Genomic DNA, 16,320 nt, shown 5'->3' on the forward strand with positions numbered 1-16,320 from the left:
GGCAGCAGCGGCTCCACCAGCTCGAGCACCCGGGCCGCCGGCGCCCGGTACGGGCGCGGTGGCGTGCCGCGCCAGCCGCTCGGTCAGGCGGGTCCCCCGGGACCGGGCGCGGGCGGCGGCCGGTCGCCGCGGCGGCCCGCGCCGGCCGGCTGGCAGCCGGCCGGTGAGCTGCCGCAGCCCTCCGCCGTCACGTCGGGCGAGCCGAGCCGGCACGCCTGGCACCCCGGGCGGCGGGTGGACCTGGGACTGGTCCTGCTGCCGCTGCGGATCCTGCTCGGCTCGCTCTCGGTCTACGCCGGTTTCAGCAAGCTCTGCGACCCGGTCTACTTCGACGGCGGCGACCGCGGCTCGATGATGCGCTGGCTCGCCTCGCTCCACCCGTGGAAGGTGGCGCAGCCGCTGCTCGACTTCGCGATGGCGCACCCGGTGGGCGCCGGGCTCGGGGTGGCCTTCACCGAGGTCGTGGTCGGCGTGCTCTCGCTGCTGGGCCTGTGGCAGCGGATGGCCGCCGCCGCGGCGACGCTCCTCTCGGCCGCGCTGCTCTTCACGGTCAGCTGGCGGTCGGTGCCGGTCTACGACACCCCCGACCTGATCTTCCTGGTGGCCTGGAGCCCGCTGCTGATCGCCGGTGCGCCGTTCGCCTCGCTGGACGGCCGGCTCGCCCTGGAGGCCTGGCGACGGTACGGGCCGTCGGCGCCCCAGGCGGTACGCCGCCGGGTGCTGCGCCGCGGGACGGTGGTCGCCACCGTGGTGATCGGCCTGACCCTGCTGCTCGGCTCGCTGCTGGGCGCCGCGGTGCGCACGGGCGGACGGCCGCACCCCGGCCCCGCCGGTCCGCCCACCGACTACGGCACCCCGCTCTGGCCGGCCGCCACCGGCGGATCGTCGGCGCCGAAGGGCTCCGCCCCCGGCCGTGGCACGGGGAGCGGCGCTCCGGCGGGCGGCGCCAGTGGCTCGAGTTCGCCCTCTGCGTCGCCCTCGGCCACCCCCTCCGCGCAGCCGTCGCCCTCGCCGACGGCCGGCAAGAGCGCCAAGCCGCACCCCTCGGCCACCCGCAGTGGCGCGGCGGGTGCCGAGTCCTCCGGCAACTCCAACGGCCAGGGCGGTACTTCGCCGGGCGGTGGCTCAACGGGCGGTGCCCCGGCCGGCAGCGGCAGCACCTCGACGGGGACCTCCGGTGCACCCAACTCGGCGGGCTCCCCCGGCACCGGCGGCGCCAACCGCGCGCCCAAGCCCAGCCCGAGCAGCAGCGGCCTGATCGGCGGCGTGCTCGGCAGCGGCCCGCCGGCGGTGCGGTTGCCCAGCCTGGGCATGCCGGACGGTGCGGGCGCGGCGGCGGGGCCGGGGGGGGGGGGGGGGGGGGGGGGGGGGGGGGAGGGGGGGGGGGGGGGAGGAAACCCGGCCCCCCCCCCGTTCGGCGTGTGGTGGGGGGTGTGCGGGGTGCGGGCTGCTGGGTACGGGGTGCGGCGCGTGCTGTCGGCGCGGGGGCCGAACCGTCAGGCGGGGTCCGGCTGGTGGTGCGCCCGGGCGGCGGCCAGCTCCTTGGCGGCCTCGGTGAGGTCCTTGGCGGTGTCGATGGCCCGCCAGTACGCGCCCTGCGGCAGCTGGTAGCCGGCCAGCCGCTTGGCGCGGGCGAGTTGGGGGAACGTGGTGCGCTCGTGGTCGCCCACGTCGGGCAGCAGCTCGGCGAAGCCGGCCGCGAAGACGTAGAGCCCGGCGTTGATCAGGAAGGGCGAGGGCGGGGACTCGATGAAGTCGAGGACGTTGCCGAACCGGTCGGTCTCCACCGCCCCCCACGGGATCCGCGGGCGGGCCAGCGCCAGGGTGGCCAGGGCGTCCCGCTCGTGGTGGAAGGCGGCCATCTCGCGCAGGCTGAACCTGGTCCAGATGTCCCCGTTGGTCGCGTACCAGGGCTCGGCCGGACGCGGCAGCGCCTTCGAGGCGTACTTCAACCCGCCACCGCGGCCCAGTGGTTCGGCCTCGACCACGGTGCGCACGGCGAGCGGCAGCTCGGTCCGGTCCAGCCAGGCCTGCAGCACCTCGGCCAGATGGCCGCAGGAGATCACCACGTCGGTCACGCCTTCGGCTGCCAGCCAGGCGAGTTGGTGCCCGACGATCGGCGTGCCGGTTCCCGGGATCTCGACCAGCGGCTTGGGCCGGTCGTCGGTGTACGGGCGCAGTCGCGAACCCTGACCGCCCGCCAGGATCACGGCCTGGGTGACGAGCGGCGGGGTCGAGGGGGCCGCGGGTGCGGGCGGTGCGGTCGCGGGCTCACGGACGGGATCGCCGCCGGGGCCGGCGGGTTGGGGGTCGCCGGGGCGGGAGGCGCCTGGGCCGGGGGCGCTGGAGGGCCCGGGGGCGTGAGAGGCGGGCGGGGCGGCGGGATCGTAGCCGGTCATGCGCAGCAGGATAGGCCTGCCGCGCCGCGGTTCGGGTGACCCGCGCCGTCGGGGCCGCCAGGCTTGCCGGGAAGGGTCGTTGAGGCTCTCCGGTCGGTCAGCCGCCGATGCCAGCGGCGAACGAGCCGTCGCAGACCGGGCGGGCGAAGGACCGGGCCCGCTGGGCGTCGCCCTGGTACTTCTTCAGCGCCGCCTGCCCCAACTCCCGGGCCAGCGTGCTGCAGTACGGGGTGAGCGAGGGCTGCTCGCGCATGGTCCGCTCCAGCAGGTCCAGCGCCGGGCCGGCCCCCTGGGAGCGCAACTCCGCCATCAGGTCGGCGCGCAGGGCGTCCTGCGGGCTCAGGCCCGGGTGCGCCGCGGTGCCGGTGACGTCCGCGGTGGTGGCGCTGCGGCCGATGCCGCCGTCGCTGCCACTGGACGCGGCGACCACCTGCTGGTCGTCGCCGATCGGCGGCGCCCAGGGGACCCGGGTCACGGCGAGGGTGCCGGTGGTCACGAGGATCACGGGCAGGGTGAGGGCGATGGTCTGGCCGATGCGGCGAACGAGCTGCTTCACGCCAGTGAGAGTAGCGCCGCGTGAGGTGTCGAGGACACTCCGTCACACGGATGAGTGACGCCGCGGCGCGGCTCCGCCGGACAGGTGTCCGACGGGGCCGCGGGTGTCTGCGTGGCCGGCGTCCCGCGCGTGCGTGCGGGCCGTGGGCGGCAGGCGGGTTGCCCGTGCGCTCGCGCGCCCGGGCGGGGTGCTCAGTTGCTCAGGCGGGCGCCCGTGCTGGTGGAGAAGACGTGGGTCTCGCCGCCGGTCGGGACCACGTGGATGGTCTCGCCCTTCTGCGGGACCTGGCGGCCGTGCACGCGCACGACGATGTCCTTGTCCTCGCCGCTGATCTTGGTGGTGCCGTAGACGAAGCCGTCCGCGCCGAGCTCCTCGACCACGTTGACCGTCACGGCCACGCCCTCGATGCCGCCACCGGAGACGATCTCGAAGTGCTCCGGGCGGATGCCGACGGTCACCGTCTTGTCGCTGCCGGCGCCGGCCAGGTGCTCGCGGTCGATGGTGATGACCGAACCGCCGAACTTCACGCCACCGTCCACCAGCGGGACGTCGACCAGGTTCATCGCGGGCGAGCCGATGAAGCCGGCGACGAAGACGTTGGCCGGGCGGTCGTACATCGCGCGGGGGGTGTCGACCTGCTGCAGCAGACCGTCCTTGAGCACCGCGACGCGGTCGCCCATGGTCATGGCCTCGGTCTGGTCGTGCGTGACGTAGACCGTGGTGATGCCCAGGCGGCGCTGCAGGCCGGCGATCTGGGTGCGGGTCGAGACACGGAGCTTGGCGTCCAGGTTGGAGAGCGGCTCGTCCATCAGGAAGACCTGCGGCTCGCGGACGATCGCCCGGCCCATCGCGACGCGCTGGCGCTGGCCGCCGGAGAGCGCCTTCGGCTTGCGGTCCAGGTAGGCGGTCAGGTCGAGGATCTTCGCGGCCTCCTCGACCTTGCTGCGGATCTCGGCCTTGTTGACGCCGGCGATCTTGAGCGCGAAGCCCATGTTGTCCGCGACGGTCATGTGCGGGTAGAGCGCGTAGTTCTGGAACACCATGGCGATGTCCCGGTCCTTGGGCGGCAGGTGCGTGACGTCGCGGTCGCCGATCCGGATGGCGCCGCCGTTGACGTCCTCCAGACCGGCCAGCATCCGCAGGCTGGTGGACTTGCCGCAGCCGGAGGGGCCGACGAGGACGAGGAACTCGCCGTCCTCGACGTGCAGGTCCAGCGCGTCCACGGCGGGCTTGTCGCCACCGGGGTACAGACGGGTCGCCTTGTCGAACGTGACAGAAGCCATGGCTGTGCTCTCCTTCACCGGCAGGAACGTGCCGGACGATCCGAGTAAAGGTCGGGTGGTTCGCGCCGCCTCCGTAGTGGTCTGGACCACCGAAGAGTCGACTCCGGCCGAGGCTACCCGCCCATTCGTCCGATTGTCAGCCCCTTCCTCCCACCCAATCCCGCAACGGTGCGATCACGACCCCGCCCCGCCCCGATATCCACACCATCGCGCCCACCCGTCCCGGTAGACTGCCTCCGGCGCCGTCGCGGCCTCACAGCCGACCGTCGCCCTGCCTCCTTAGCTCAGCTGGCCAGAGCAACGCACTTGTAATGCGTAGGTCGTCGGTTCGAATCCGACAGGGGGCTCAGGAGTGAAGAGGGCCCGGTCGGACGTTCCCGACCGGGCCCTCGGCGCTGGTGGACCGCGCCGTGTTGCTCCGGGTGGCAGCCGCCGACGCCGGTGGGGCCTTCGGTAGCGCTACAGACCCAGCAGCTGCTTCTTCTTGGCCGAGAACTCCTCCTCGGTGAGGATGCCCGCGTCCCTCAGTCCGGCCAGCTTCCTGATCTCGTCCGCGGCGCTCGCGGCCGGCGGGGCGTCGCCGGTCACGGTCGGGCCGGTCAGGTGGGAACGGATCGCCTCCATCACGGGGCCCACGCTGGTCCTGCCGATCGACGCGAAGGTGGTGGTGATCCCACCGGCACCCGTCACCACGATGTGCGCGAGCGCCAGCCCCTTGCGGTCGAGAACCCCCGAGATGTTGGCGAGAGGGATCTCCTCGCTCGCCGCGGAGAACGCACCGGACCGGACGAACATGAGCCTCTGGTCCGTCACGATCAGAACACCGCTGTCGTTTGCCCTGCCCTGCTTCCGGACGGTCGTCGTCGCCGCGAGCACGCGCTCGTTGTCACGCAGCGCCTCCGAGGCGGCGCGCAGGCTCCTTTTCGACCCGAAGAGCGAGCCCTCCAGGGCTACTGCCTCGACCAGATCGCCGCGCAGACCGTCGGGGACCTTCGCCATCACGAGCCTCCATGGATGTGGGTGCCCCGAGATCCCGTCACAGGCTACAAGTGTTCTGCGGTAAGGGAGTTGAGGTCGGGGCAGGGCGGGCCCGAAGTGTAGCGGTCGGAGGACGTCACGGTCCCTGGAAGCGGACGATCCGCCTTCGGTGGTTGCCTATGCTCCGTGAGGCGGTGGACTCCGAGGCACGGGGCGGAGCACGGGGGCAGGGTCCTGGGTGTCCACTCCTCCTCCCTCATCGGCCCGGGTGGGTCATTCCCTGGGGGGAATTGTCGGGGTGGTGGGGGCGGCGCAGGCTGGGGGTATGAGCGCAGGAGTGAGTGATGACAGGTCAGTTGGGTATCGCGTCGGTGGAGTTGGCGCGGGCGTCGAGGGGTTGGTGCGGTGGGTGGGGGAGGTGCCGCGGCCCGGGGCGGGGGAGGTGCTGGTCCGGGTGCGGGCCGCGTCGCTGAACCGGCGGGACCTGCTGATCCTGGACGGGACGTACCCGCTGCCGGCCGTCGAGGGGGTGGTGCCGCTCAGTGACGGGGCCGGGGAGGTGGTCGCGGTCGGGGACGGGGTGCGGCGGGCCGCGGTCGGTGACCGGGTGGCGGTGACGTACTTCCGTCGCTGGATCGACGGGCCGATGACGGCGGCGCTGATCGGTGAGCAGTACGGCTGCAACCTGGGCGGGATGCTGGCCCGGTACCAGGTGGTCGACGAGGAGTCGGTGGTGCGGATACCGGCGCGGCTCTCCTTCGAGGAGGCCGCGACCCTGCCGTGTGCCGGGGTGCTGGCCTGGTCGGCGCTGACCGCCGGGGAGCGGCCGCCGGCGGTGGGCCAGAGCGTGTTGACGGTGGGCGGCGGGGTGGTGGCGACGTTCGGGATCCAGCTCGCGGCCGCGGCCGGTGCCCGGGTCATCGCGGTCACCTCCGGGGCGCGCAGGGCGGAGCGGTTGCGCGCGCTGGGCGCGGCCGAGGTGGTCGACCGGCGGGCCGTGCCCGACTGGGAGGAGGCCGTGCGCGAGTTCACCGGGGGCCGTGGGGTGGACCAGGTGATCGACGCGGTCGGGCCGGCGACGCTGGAGCGGTCGATCCGGTCGGTGGGGTTCAACGGGCAGCTCGCGCTGATCGGGGCGTTCGGGGCGAAGGACGCCGTGCTCGACCCGAACGTCTTCCTGGGCCGCTTCCTGACCGTGCGCCGGCCGGTGGTCGGCAGCCGCGCGACGTTCGAGTCGCTGCTCGCCGCGCTGGCCGAGCACGGCACCCGGCCGGTGATCGACCGGGTCTTCGGCTTCGAGGAGGCGAGGGAGGCCTACCGCTACTTCCGCGACGAGGAGCCGTTCGGCAAGGTCGTGATCAGCGTCGACTGAGCGCGCCGCCCGGTGGCGGCGGCCGGGCGCGGCGACGGCGGTTCGCTAGGGTCGCGGTGGCGGGCGAGGGGCGCCGGCCGGAACGGAGGACGGCTCGTGGGTGCAGTGGTGCTGTCGGGCAGGGAACTGGCCTCGGAGCTCCGGGAGGAGGTCACGCGGCGGGCGGCGGCGCTGGCGCAACGGGGCCGCCCGGTGCGCCTCGCGGTGGTCAGCGCGACCGACGACGGCGCCAGCGCCTGGTACGTCCGGTCGATCGCTTCGGCGGCGGCCCGGGTCGGGATCGTCTGCGACGTGCTGGAGCTCGGCCCGCAGGCCGGGCCCGAGCGGATCACCGAGACGCTGCGGACGCTGAGCGCGGACGACGAGGTGCACGGGATCATCCTGCAGACGCCGCTGCCGGCCGGTGCGGCGCTGGAGGACCTGGCCTCGGCGATCGTGCCGGGCAAGGACGTGGACGGCGCCAACCCGCTCTCGCTGGGGCGGCTGGCGGCCGGGCTACCGGCCTTCGCCCCGGCCACCGCGGAGGCGGTGGTGCGGCTGCTGGAGCACCACGGGGTGCCGACGGCGGGGCGTCGGGCCGCGGTGGTCGGGCGTTCCACGGTGGTCGGCAAGCCGGTGGCGCACCTGCTGCTGGACCGGGACGCCACGGTGACGGTCTGCCACTCGCGGACCCGGGAGCTGGCGGAGGTCACCCGGGCGGCCGACATCGTGGTGGCGGCGGTCGGCCGGGCCGGGCTGCTGACGGCCGACCACATCGGCGCGGGCGCCACCGTGATCGACGTGGGGACCAATCCGACGGCGGACGGCGGCCTGGTGGGTGACGTGGATCCCGCCGCGGCCGAGCGGGCGGGCGCCCTGACCCCGGTGCCGGGCGGCGTCGGGCCGGTGACGACCGCGCTGCTGCTGCGGCACACGGTGCAGGCGGCCGAGGGCTGAGCGCCCCCGGGCGCCCGCACCGTACGGCGGGCGCCGGGCGGGTGGGACGGTCGGGGTAGCCGGTGCTAGGGGTGATCGGTCAGCAGGGCGAAGAGGTGGCCGATGACGGTGCGCTCCTGCTCGTCGGAGCCGCGCCGGTAGCGCGCGGGGTCGGCCTCCACCCAGGCGCGCACGGGGCGGGCGCCCGCGGGCGAGTGGGTGATCTCGACCTCCACGATGCCGTGGCCGGTCCGGCCGCGGTGCCAGTGCACCCGGTCGCCGTCGAGGTAGCCGTGCCACCACTCGTCCGTCGAGTGCGCGCGCAGGCCGTGCCGGATCCGCTGCCACTGGGCCGGGGTCCAGCTCAGGTCGGGGACCGGAACGGGCTCGGGACGGCTGATCGGCGACAGGTCCGCGAAGTCGGCCGGGCCCAGGTCGGCGCCGGGCCGGTGCTCCGCCAGCCAGTCGGGCAGCGCCTCCACCGAGCCGTGCCAGCCGGTGGGGATGCCCTCGGTGCCGACCCGGGCCGCGACGATGCCGCCGACGATGGCGCAGGTGGTGTCCACGTCGCCGCCGACCGAGGCGGTGGCCCACAGGGCCTGCGGGAAGTCGGTCAGGTACCGGGCCGCGCACCAGAGCGTGAACGGCACCGTGTCGAGGGCGCTGACCAGCCGGCCGTTGCCGAGCCGGTGCGCCGCGTACGCGGCGTGCGGCTGGTCGAGCAGTTCGCGGGCCTCGGCGATGCCGTCGCGGACCCGGCTGTTTGGGGTCAGCTCCAGGACCGCCGCCAGCAGTTCTTCGGGGGCCAGCGGTTCGGTCCGGGCGCGGACGGCCCACGCGGCGGCGACCGCCACGGCCGTCGCGCCGGCGACGGCCTCGGGGTGGGTGTGCGTCACCCGCGCGGAGCCGGCGGCCTGCCGGGCGGCCTCGGCCGGGTCCACGGCGAACCAGGCCCCCAACGGCGCCACCCGCATCGCCGCGCCGTTGCCCCAGGAGCCCTGGCCCTGGAAGAGTGCCGCGGCCAGTTGCTCGTACGGACGGCCCTCGCGGACCAGGCGGAGCAGCACGTTCATGCCGGCGCCGTAGCCGCGGTCGAAGTCGTGGTGGTGGGCGAAGGACCGGGCCAGCTCGTGGGGCACCACGGTGCCGCGGTCCCGCAGGACGGCGAGGACCGAGCAGGCCATCTCCGCGTCGTCGGTCCACGGCCACGGGGACGGCGGCAGGCGGCGCTCGCGCAGGGCGGGGAGGTTGTCCGGGACGAAGAACTGGGCGCCGAAGGCGTCGCCGGTGGCCAGGCCGCGCAGCGAGTCGAGGGCGGCGGCGCGGTGGTCGAGGTCGGCCGGCAGGGCGGGCAGGGAGCGCGCGGCGCCGGCGGGGTGGGAGGAGGCGGTGGGGTGGGAGGAGGCGGTGGGGTGGGAGGAGGCGGTGGGGTCCGAGGGGTCGGTGGGAGGTGTCATCGCCGACCATCCTGCCGCGCGGCGGGCGGAGTTGCCAAGGTCGGCGCCGGCCGGCCCGGCAGCCTTCGGCCCGGCAGCCTTCGGCCCGGGAGCCGTCGGGCCGGCCCGGCAGGACGGTCGGCCGGGTCAGAGGGTGACGAAGGCGAAGCCCTTGGCCTTGAGCGCGGGCAGCACGGTGCGCAGCGCGTCGAGGGTCTGCGAGCGGTCGCCGCCGCCGTCGTGGCAGAGCAGGATGTCGCCGGGGCGGGCGGCCAGCAGCTTCTCGCTGATCTTGGCCACCCCCGGACGGGACCAGTCGCGCGGGTCGACGTCCCAGTCGATCGGGGTCATGCCGTACTTGGCGGCCGCGGCGAAGACGGCCGGCGACCAGTCGCCGCCGGGGGAGCGGAAGAGCGTGGGCGCCGGGGCGCCGGCGTCGACGATGACGGACTGCGCGTCGGCGATCTGCTGCTGGATCTGGGCGTCGGTGCGGTGCGAGAAGGGCTGCGGATGGGTCATCGTGTGGTTGGCCACCGTGTGCCCGTCGGCCGCGATCCGCCGGATCAGGTCCTTGTGGGCGTGGGCCTCGCTGCCGACCACGGAGAAGGTGGCGCGGATGTCGTACTGGCGCAGCAACTGCAGGACCTGCGGGGTGTAGAGCGGGTTGGGGCCGTCGTCGATGGTCAGCGCGACCGCGTCCGCGGGGGCGTCCGGGAGCAGGTCGTGGACCTTGTAGACGGGCTTGCCGCGCGGCGCGACCGCCGCGGCGGAGGGACTGGGCAGGCCGGACACCGCCTTCGGGTCGACCGGCGCGGCCGGGGAGAACGCGTCGGCCGGGCTCGGCGATCCGGCCGGGGCGGCGCCGTGCGCGTGGGCGCTCTGCGAGCAGCCGGTCAGGGCGGCCGAGGCGAACGTGGCCGCACCGAGGGCGGTCCAGGAGAGCAGGCGGCGGCGGGACGGCTGGGAGGGCTGGGCCGGCTGGGACGGCTCGGATATCGGCATCGGCGGTGACCTCTGGCTGGTCGTCGGGACGGCTTCCTCCTGGTCGACGCCGTACGGGCCCGAACAGTTCCTGGAGGTGGCCGGCGAGTCTTCGCCATGTTACTCAACTCGCCTGGGTGTCAGTGTAATTGGCTCTATCGAGTGAGGCGGCGTGGTAACACGCCGAGGGTGGTTCGCGGGGTTGCCGGGATCGCTGCGCAGGATGCGGGGAGCGACGAGGAGCACGAGGAGTCGGTCGTACGTCGCCTGTCGACCGGGGCGTCTGCACTGACCGTCCCGGCGGCCACGGCCGCTCCGGCCAGGGCGGTCAGTGAGTCGGCGGTCAGCGAGCCGGTTGCCGGGCGGGTGTTCCGGCGGCCGGCTCGGCAGTCGGGTCGAGGGCCGGAGTGGCCCTGTTCTCGGCGCCGAAGAACGGCAGGCAGGGCGTGAGTCCCTCGATCGTCACCGGGATCCGCCGGTGTTCGTGCCAGCCGCTCCGGGCGAGCCGCAGCCGGGTGGTGGTGGCGATCCGTCCGCGCACCACGTCCCGCTGCAGGCCGTCCGGCTGGTAGCCGAGCTTCTTCGACACCGCCAGCGAACCGGGGTTGTCCTCGAAGGCGCCGGAGACCGCCTCGCTCGCACCGAGTCCGGCGAAGGCCAACTCCAGGACGGCGGCGCGCATCTCGGTGCCGATGCCCCGCCCCTGGTGCGCCAGGCCCAGCCAGGAGCTGCTCTGCACGGTTCCCAGCACCGCGAAGTCCCGCGCCGAGAGCGTCTGCTGGCCGACCACCGTGCCCCCGCAGCGGACCGCGAGCGGAAGCGCCCAGCGCTCCGGCTGCCAGTCGCCGCGCCGCGCCCAGTGGTACTGGAGCACCGAGCGGGCCCGTTCGGTGGGCGGCAGTTCGGTCCAGGGCACCAGGAAGGGCATCCGGTCGGCGGGGTGGATGCCGGCGGCGGCCACCTCGGCCAGCGCCGCGAGCTCGTCCCCGTCGGGCAGCCGCAACTCCAGGCGGGGCGTGGTCAGGCGCAGGCCGAGCAGCGGCCATCGAGCGGTCAGCATACGGTCATTCTGGGTCCCGGCGGTTCCGGCCGGCACCTGCTTTTCACCGTTCTCGGCCCGTCCCACCCCCCCGGGCCGGGCCGGAGCCCGCGCGCCCTGTGGGCCGCGCCGGACGGTCCGTGGTCTGCTGGAGGGGAGTTCACGTGCACCGTCGCACGGTCCGCGATCCTGCCCACCGCCGGACCCCGCCCGAGCCGGGGCCCGTGCCCGCACCCGAGGAGCCCGTTGCCGATGCCCAGCCTCACCCATGACCGGGACGGATTCGCCCTGGACGGGAAGCCGTTCCGCATTCTCTCCGGCGCCCTGCACTACTTCCGGGTGGTCCCCGAGCAGTGGGACCACCGGCTCGCCCTGTTGCGCTCGATGGGGCTCAACACGGTCGAGACGTACGTGGCCTGGAACCTGCACGAACCACGGCCCGGCGACTACGACTTCAGCGGCCGGCTCGACCTGGTCCGGTTCGTGCAGAGCGCCGCGCGGCACGGCCTCAAGGTGCTGCTGCGGCCCGGTCCGTACATCTGCGCCGAGTGGGAGTTCGGCGGCCTGCCGGCCTGGCTGCTGCGCGACCCGGCGCTGCGGCTGCGCTGCTCCGAGCCGCGCTACCTGGCCGCCGTGGACCGCTGGTTCGACGTCCTGCTGCCGCGCGTGCTGCCGCTGCTCGCCGAGCGCGGCGGTCCGGTGATCGCCGTGCAGGTGGAGAACGAGTACGGCAGCTACGGCAACGACGCCGACTACCTGCGCCACCTCGCCGACGGGCTGCGCCGGCGCGGCGTCACCGGCCTGCTCTTCACCTCCGACGGACCGAACCACCCGATGCTGCAGGCCGGCACGCTGGCCGGCGTGCTGCCCACCGTCAACTTCGGCAACGGGGTGGCGGACTCCTTCGACCTGCTGCGCGGGTACGCGCCGGACGTCCCGCCGGTCTGCATGGAGTACTGGAACGGCTGGTTCGACGCCTGGGGCGAGCGGCACCACACCCGGGACGCCGCCGACGCCGCCAAGGTGCTCGACGAGATGCTCGCCGCCGGGGCCTCGGTCAACCTCTACATGGCTCACGGCGGCACCAACTTCGGCTTCCTGAACGGCGCCAACCTGACCGACGGCCGGCTGCGCCCCACCGTCACCAGCTACGACTACGACGCCGCGATCAGCGAATCCGGCCGGCCCACCGAGAAGTTCTGGGCGTTCCGCGAAGTCCTGGGCCGTTACACTGAGTTGCCCCCGCCACCGGAGGACGCGCCGGCCGACGTGCTGGAGCCGCGGACCCTCGCGCTGAGTGCCCCGCTGCCGCTGACGGTGCTGGCCGAGCAGGCGGCGTCCGCGCCGGTGCGGGCGCCGATGCCGCTGAGCATGGAGGAACTCGACCAGTCCTACGGCTTCGTGCTCTACCGCACCCGGGTCAGCGGCCCGCGCGAGGCGGCCCCGCTGGTGGTGGAGGGGCTCGGCGACCGGGCCCAGGTCTTCCTGGACGGCCGCCCGGTCGGCGTGCTGGACCGCAGCGCCGAGCCCGGCGGCGGCATCGAGCTGGCGGTGCCGGCCGGCGGCGCCCGGCTCGACCTGCTGGTGGAGAACCTCGGGCGGGTCAACTACGGCCCGGCGATGGCCGAACGGAAGGGCATCAGCGGCGGGGTGCGGCTGGGCGACCAGCTGCTGATGGACTGGTGGATGCACCCGCTGCCCCTGGACGACGTCAGCCGGCTGCCGTTCCCCGACGCCGCGCCGGCCCGCGACCTCGCCGGTACCCCGGTGCTGCGCCGGGCCGTCCTGGAGGTGGACCGGCCGGCCGACACCTTCGTGCTCACCGAGGGCCACGGCAAGGGTCTCTGCTGGGTCAACGGCTTCGCGCTGGGCCGCTACTGGGACATCGGTCCGCAGCAGACCCTCTACCTGCCGGGCCCGCTGCTGCGCCCGGGCCGCAACGAGCTGGTGCTGCTGGAGCTGCACGGCCCGGCGGGCGACGGTCTGGCCCTGGTCGGCGAGCCGGTGCTGGACCGGATGCCCGGCGACTAGCCGGCCGGCCTGCCCGGGCCGGAGGGGCGCCTCGGTCCGCCCGGACCGGCCGGGGCGGACCGGCCCGGGCCCGGTCAGGCCGGCCGGGTCGGTACGTGCACCGCGCGCGACTGGTTGCTCTCGCGGCGCCGGCCGGTGGTCCAGTCGATCAGGTCCGCCACGTCCTCGGCGGTCAGCGCGGGGATCGCCTCGAACGTGCCGGCCGGCTCGGCACCGATCCTGTGCCCGGCCATCCACCCCCTGCCCAGGGCGTTGCCGTTCCCGGGGTCGCCGGTACCGGCCTCGCCGTCGGCGCCCCGTCCTAGGCTGGTGACATGGAGAAGACACTGGGGGCGTTCCCGCGCTCGCGCCGCGCGCGGATCCGGCCCGAGGACGTCGGGCCGCCGGCGCCGGTGGTGGCGGCGCTGCCGGGAGGCGTGCCGGGGGCCCGGACCGCGGAGTGGGAGCGGACGGCATGACCGGGGCGCCGATCGAGTGGATCACCGTGCCCTCGCCGCTGCCGAGCGGGCCGCTGGGGGTGGGGGTGACCGGGCTCGGGGTGGCCGCGGTGAGCTTCTCGCCGGACGTCGACCCCGGCGGTCCGGCCGCCCCGGGCGCGGTGCGTTGCACGGACCGGCGGCGGGTGGCGGCGGTGGCCGGCCGGTTCGAGGAGTACTTCGCCGGTGCGCGGCGGGAGCTGGACCTGCCGCTGGACTGGCGGCTGGCGACCGGGCCGCACCGGCTGGTGCTGGAGACGCTGTACCGCACGGTGCCGTACGGCGAGACCGTCACCTACGGGCGGCTCGCCCAGCGCAGCGGGGCGTTCGACCAGGTGGCCCAGAGCCCGGGGCTGGCGGCCCGCGCGGTCGGCTCGATGATGGCCGCCAACCCGCTGCCGGTGCTGGTGCCCTGCCACCGGGTGGTGGCCTCGGACGGACTGGGCGGGTTCGGCGGCGGCCGGATCGGGCTGGACGTCAAGCGCTGGCTGCTGACCCTGGAGGGCTGGCTGGCCCCGACGCTGGACTGGGACGGACCGGGCTGACCTGACGGACCGGGCCGGGCCGGCCGCGCTGATCCTGCCGACCGTGCTGACCTTGCCGACCTTGCCGACCGGATTTCCGATTTTCCGTGCCGGGTCGGGCGGCGCTCGAATTCCCGAACAAGAAATCGAGCATGCTAGCTAGTCGTACTAATGGGTCCACGGCTTCAATCACTCGTACGAGTGATTGCCTGGCGCGCCTTTCGGCCCCACGCTGATTGCAGCAGTGTGAATCGAAGCGTGGGGGAGGGCCTTGTTATGACCACAGAGACGAATGCCGGTATTCCTGCCCAGAGCGGCCAGCAGCAGAGCCAGCAACAGCTGAGCCTCGGCACCGCGGCCGCCAGGAACCTTGCCACGACCACCAAGTCCGCGCCGCAGATGCAGGGCATCAGCTCGCGCTGGCTGCTGAAGATGCTGCCGTGGACCCAGGTCTCCGGTGGTACCTACCGGGTGAACCGTCGGCTCAGCTACGCGGTGGGGCGTGGCCGGGTCAGCTTCGTGAAGACCGGCGCCGAGGTGCGGGTGGTCCCGCCGACGCTGCGCGAGGTCCCGGTGCTGCGCGGCCTGGAGGACACCGCGCTGCTGACCGAGCTGGCGGGCCGCTTCGTGCAGCGCGACTTCCAGGCCGGCGAGCTGCTGGTCGAGGCCGGCCAGGAGATCAACGAGGTCTTCCTGATCGCCCACGGCAAGGTCAACACGATCGGCACCAGCAAGTACGGCGAGAGCGCGATCGTCGGCTCGCTGGCGGACGGTGACCACTTCGGCGACGAGGCGCTGACCCAGGCCGACGGGAACTGGCCGTTCACCGTGAAGGCCGCCACGGCCGGCACCGTGCTCGCGCTGCCCTGGCCGGCCTTCCAGGAGCTGGCGGACCGCTCGGAGGCGCTGCGCAACCAGATCCTGCAGTTCCTCGCCGACTCGCAGCAGTCGCAGAACAAGCACGGCGAGGCCGAGATCGAGCTGGCGGCCGGCCACGAGGGCGAGTTCGAGCTGCCCGGCACCTTCGTCGACTACGAGCTCGCCCCCCGCGAGTACGAGCTGAGCGTGGCGCAGACCGTGCTGCAGGTGCACAGCCGGGTCGCGGACCTCTACAACGAGCCGATGAACCAGATCGAGCACCAGTTGCGGCTCACCATCGAGGCGCTGCGCGAGCGCCAGGAGTACGAGCTGATCAACAACGCCGACTTCGGGCTGCTGCAGAACGCCGAGTACGACCAGCGGATCCAGACCCACTCCGGTCCGCCCACCCCCGACGACATGGACGACCTGCTGACCCGTCGCCGGGGCACCAAGCTCTTCCTGGCCCACCCGCGGACCATCGCGGCGTTCGGCCGGGAGTGCAGCGCCCGCGGCCTCTACCCGGAGCCGATCGAGGTGCAGGGCCAGCGGGTGGCGTCCTGGCGTGGGGTGCCGCTCTTCCCGTGCAACAAGATCCCGATCGTGGACGGGCACACCAGCTCGATTCTCGCGATGCGTACCGGTGAGGACAACCAGGGCGTGATCGGCCTGCACCAGACCGGTATCCCCGACGAGTACCAGCCCAGTCTCTCGGTCCGTTTCATGGGGATCAACGAGAAGGCCATCATCTCCTACCTGGTGAGTGCCTATTACTCGGCGGCCATTCTGGTCCCGGACGCCATCGGCGTGCTGGAGAACGTCGAAATCGCCCGCCCGCGGAGTTGAGTCGGTACTCTCGTTCGGCCGTCGGCTGCGCCGCGCTCCCGTCGTTCCGGTCCGCCGCCCCGCGATTCCCGTCGGGGCGGCGCCAACGGAGCCGTCGAACGAGATACCCGTGATGCGAATTCCTGTATTTCGCCCGACGTACTGGGGGGACCAGCGATATGGGTATCGAGACGCTCAGCCGCGACGATCGTGACGACCGCGACGGTCGCGACCAGCACGACGGGCGGTCCCGGGCCGCCACCGCAGGGGCGGCCACCGCCGTCCCGTTGACCCCCACGGCCGCGATGGCCGCCGCGGCCGGCCCGGCGACCCTGGTGGTCCCGGGGGTTCCGGCAGCCCCGGCGACGACCCTGCCGTCCGGCGAGGAACAGGCCGCGGCGGAGATCCTCGGCCGGGCCCGGGCCCTGGTGGACCCGGCGCTGCGGGCCGCCGTCGACTCGATGCCCGAGTCGATGTCCCGGGTCGCGGCCTACCACTTCGGCTGGACCGAGGCGGACGGCTCGCCCGCCGACGCGGACGCCGGCAAGGCGATCCGGCCCGCGCTGGTGCTGGCGGCCGCCCAGGCGTGCGCCGCCGCCTCCGCCGCCGCGCTGCCGGTCGGCGGTCCGTCCGCGGGCGGCGCCGGG

The 16,320-nt window shown here is 74.3% G+C and carries 14 protein-coding genes, 1 tRNA gene and 2 pseudogenes; 9 read left to right on the top strand and 8 right to left on the bottom strand.

Annotated features, from left to right (window positions below; genetic code table 11):
* A partial coding sequence (locus ABD323_RS06300) for a DoxX family membrane protein (RefSeq protein ID WP_344440151.1) occupies positions 1-1,611 on the top strand: 1,611 nt, incomplete at its 5' end.
* Here ABD323_RS06300 and ABD323_RS06305 read toward each other — a convergent pair.
* The 3 genes from ABD323_RS06305 to ABD323_RS06315 all read right to left on the bottom strand — a co-directional run bounded on the left by ABD323_RS06305 (position 1,497) and on the right by ABD323_RS06315 (position 4,238).
* Positions 1,497-2,399, bottom strand: coding sequence for a nucleotidyltransferase family protein (locus tag ABD323_RS06305; RefSeq protein WP_344440153.1), 903 nt, complete (start codon positions 2,397-2,399; stop codon positions 1,497-1,499). The genes ABD323_RS06300 and ABD323_RS06305 overlap by 115 nt on opposite strands.
* A gap of 97 nt (positions 2,400-2,496) precedes the next feature.
* Entirely contained in the window at positions 2,497-2,955 is a 459-nt protein-coding gene (locus ABD323_RS06310; protein WP_344440155.1) for a hypothetical protein, read from the bottom strand.
* 191 nt (positions 2,956-3,146) lie between these two features.
* Entirely contained in the window at positions 3,147-4,238 is a 1,092-nt protein-coding gene (locus ABD323_RS06315; RefSeq protein ID WP_344440157.1) for an ABC transporter ATP-binding protein, read from the bottom strand.
* Positions 4,239-4,511: 273 nt separating this feature from the next.
* Between ABD323_RS06315 and ABD323_RS06320 the strand changes: the two genes are divergently transcribed.
* Positions 4,512-4,585 (top strand) — tRNA-Thr (locus tag ABD323_RS06320).
* Positions 4,586-4,697: 112 nt separating this feature from the next.
* Here the strand turns inward: ABD323_RS06320 and ABD323_RS06325 are convergent.
* Positions 4,698-5,237: a PH domain-containing protein gene (locus ABD323_RS06325; protein WP_344440159.1), complete on the bottom strand. Its 540-nt coding sequence runs from the start codon at positions 5,235-5,237 to the stop codon at positions 4,698-4,700.
* A gap of 388 nt (positions 5,238-5,625) precedes the next feature.
* Between ABD323_RS06325 and ABD323_RS06330 the strand changes: the two genes are divergently transcribed.
* Positions 5,626-6,588, top strand: coding sequence for a zinc-dependent alcohol dehydrogenase family protein (locus tag ABD323_RS06330; protein WP_344440160.1), 963 nt, complete (start codon positions 5,626-5,628; stop codon positions 6,586-6,588).
* A gap of 96 nt (positions 6,589-6,684) precedes the next feature.
* The gene (locus ABD323_RS06335; RefSeq protein ID WP_344440161.1) at positions 6,685-7,524 is read left to right on the top strand and encodes a bifunctional 5,10-methylenetetrahydrofolate dehydrogenase/5,10-methenyltetrahydrofolate cyclohydrolase; all 840 of its coding nucleotides are present in this window, start codon (positions 6,685-6,687) and stop codon (positions 7,522-7,524) included.
* Positions 7,525-7,961: 437 nt separating this feature from the next.
* Here ABD323_RS06335 and ABD323_RS06340 read toward each other — a convergent pair.
* The 3 genes and pseudogenes from ABD323_RS06340 to ABD323_RS06350 all read right to left on the bottom strand — a co-directional run.
* Positions 7,962-8,849: pseudogene (locus tag ABD323_RS06340) on the bottom strand (ADP-ribosylglycohydrolase family protein); the annotation flags it as partial.
* A 237-nt stretch (positions 8,850-9,086) separates the two neighbouring features.
* Positions 9,087-9,941, bottom strand: a complete 855-nt coding sequence (locus ABD323_RS06345) for a polysaccharide deacetylase family protein (protein ID WP_344440162.1) — start codon at positions 9,939-9,941, stop codon at positions 9,087-9,089.
* Positions 9,942-10,263: 322 nt separating this feature from the next.
* Positions 10,264-10,980 (bottom strand): GNAT family N-acetyltransferase, encoded by a 717-nt coding sequence (locus ABD323_RS06350; protein ID WP_344440164.1) that lies wholly within the window; start codon positions 10,978-10,980, stop codon positions 10,264-10,266.
* A 231-nt stretch (positions 10,981-11,211) separates the two neighbouring features.
* On the opposite strand from ABD323_RS06350, the gene ABD323_RS06355 reads away from it, so the two are divergent.
* Positions 11,212-12,990: a glycoside hydrolase family 35 protein gene (locus ABD323_RS06355; RefSeq protein ID WP_344440165.1), complete on the top strand. Its 1,779-nt coding sequence runs from the start codon at positions 11,212-11,214 to the stop codon at positions 12,988-12,990.
* 74 nt (positions 12,991-13,064) lie between these two features.
* Here the strand turns inward: ABD323_RS06355 and ABD323_RS06360 are convergent, their stop codons facing one another.
* Entirely contained in the window at positions 13,065-13,223 is a 159-nt protein-coding gene (locus ABD323_RS06360) for a hypothetical protein (RefSeq protein WP_344440167.1), read from the bottom strand.
* 81 nt (positions 13,224-13,304) lie between these two features.
* On the opposite strand from ABD323_RS06360, the gene ABD323_RS06365 reads away from it, so the two are divergent.
* From ABD323_RS06365 to ABD323_RS06380, 4 genes and pseudogenes are all read left to right on the top strand, one after another.
* Positions 13,305-13,448: a hypothetical protein gene (locus tag ABD323_RS06365; RefSeq protein ID WP_344440169.1), complete on the top strand. Its 144-nt coding sequence runs from the start codon at positions 13,305-13,307 to the stop codon at positions 13,446-13,448.
* On the top strand, positions 13,445-14,011 hold the full coding sequence (locus ABD323_RS06370; RefSeq protein WP_344440171.1) for a methylated-DNA--[protein]-cysteine S-methyltransferase: 567 nt from the start codon (positions 13,445-13,447) through the stop codon (positions 14,009-14,011). Before ABD323_RS06365 ends, ABD323_RS06370 begins: the two co-directional genes overlap by 4 nt.
* Positions 14,012-14,266: 255 nt before the next feature.
* Positions 14,267-15,694: a family 2B encapsulin nanocompartment shell protein gene (locus ABD323_RS06375; protein ID WP_344440173.1), complete on the top strand. Its 1,428-nt coding sequence runs from the start codon at positions 14,267-14,269 to the stop codon at positions 15,692-15,694.
* Positions 15,695-15,852: 158 nt separating this feature from the next.
* A pseudogene (locus ABD323_RS06380) lies at positions 15,853-16,320 on the top strand (hypothetical protein); the annotation flags it as partial.

The sequence above is a fragment of the Kitasatospora nipponensis genome (assembly GCF_039528135.1).
In the GTDB taxonomy this organism is placed as follows: domain Bacteria; phylum Actinomycetota; class Actinomycetes; order Streptomycetales; family Streptomycetaceae; genus Kitasatospora; species Kitasatospora nipponensis.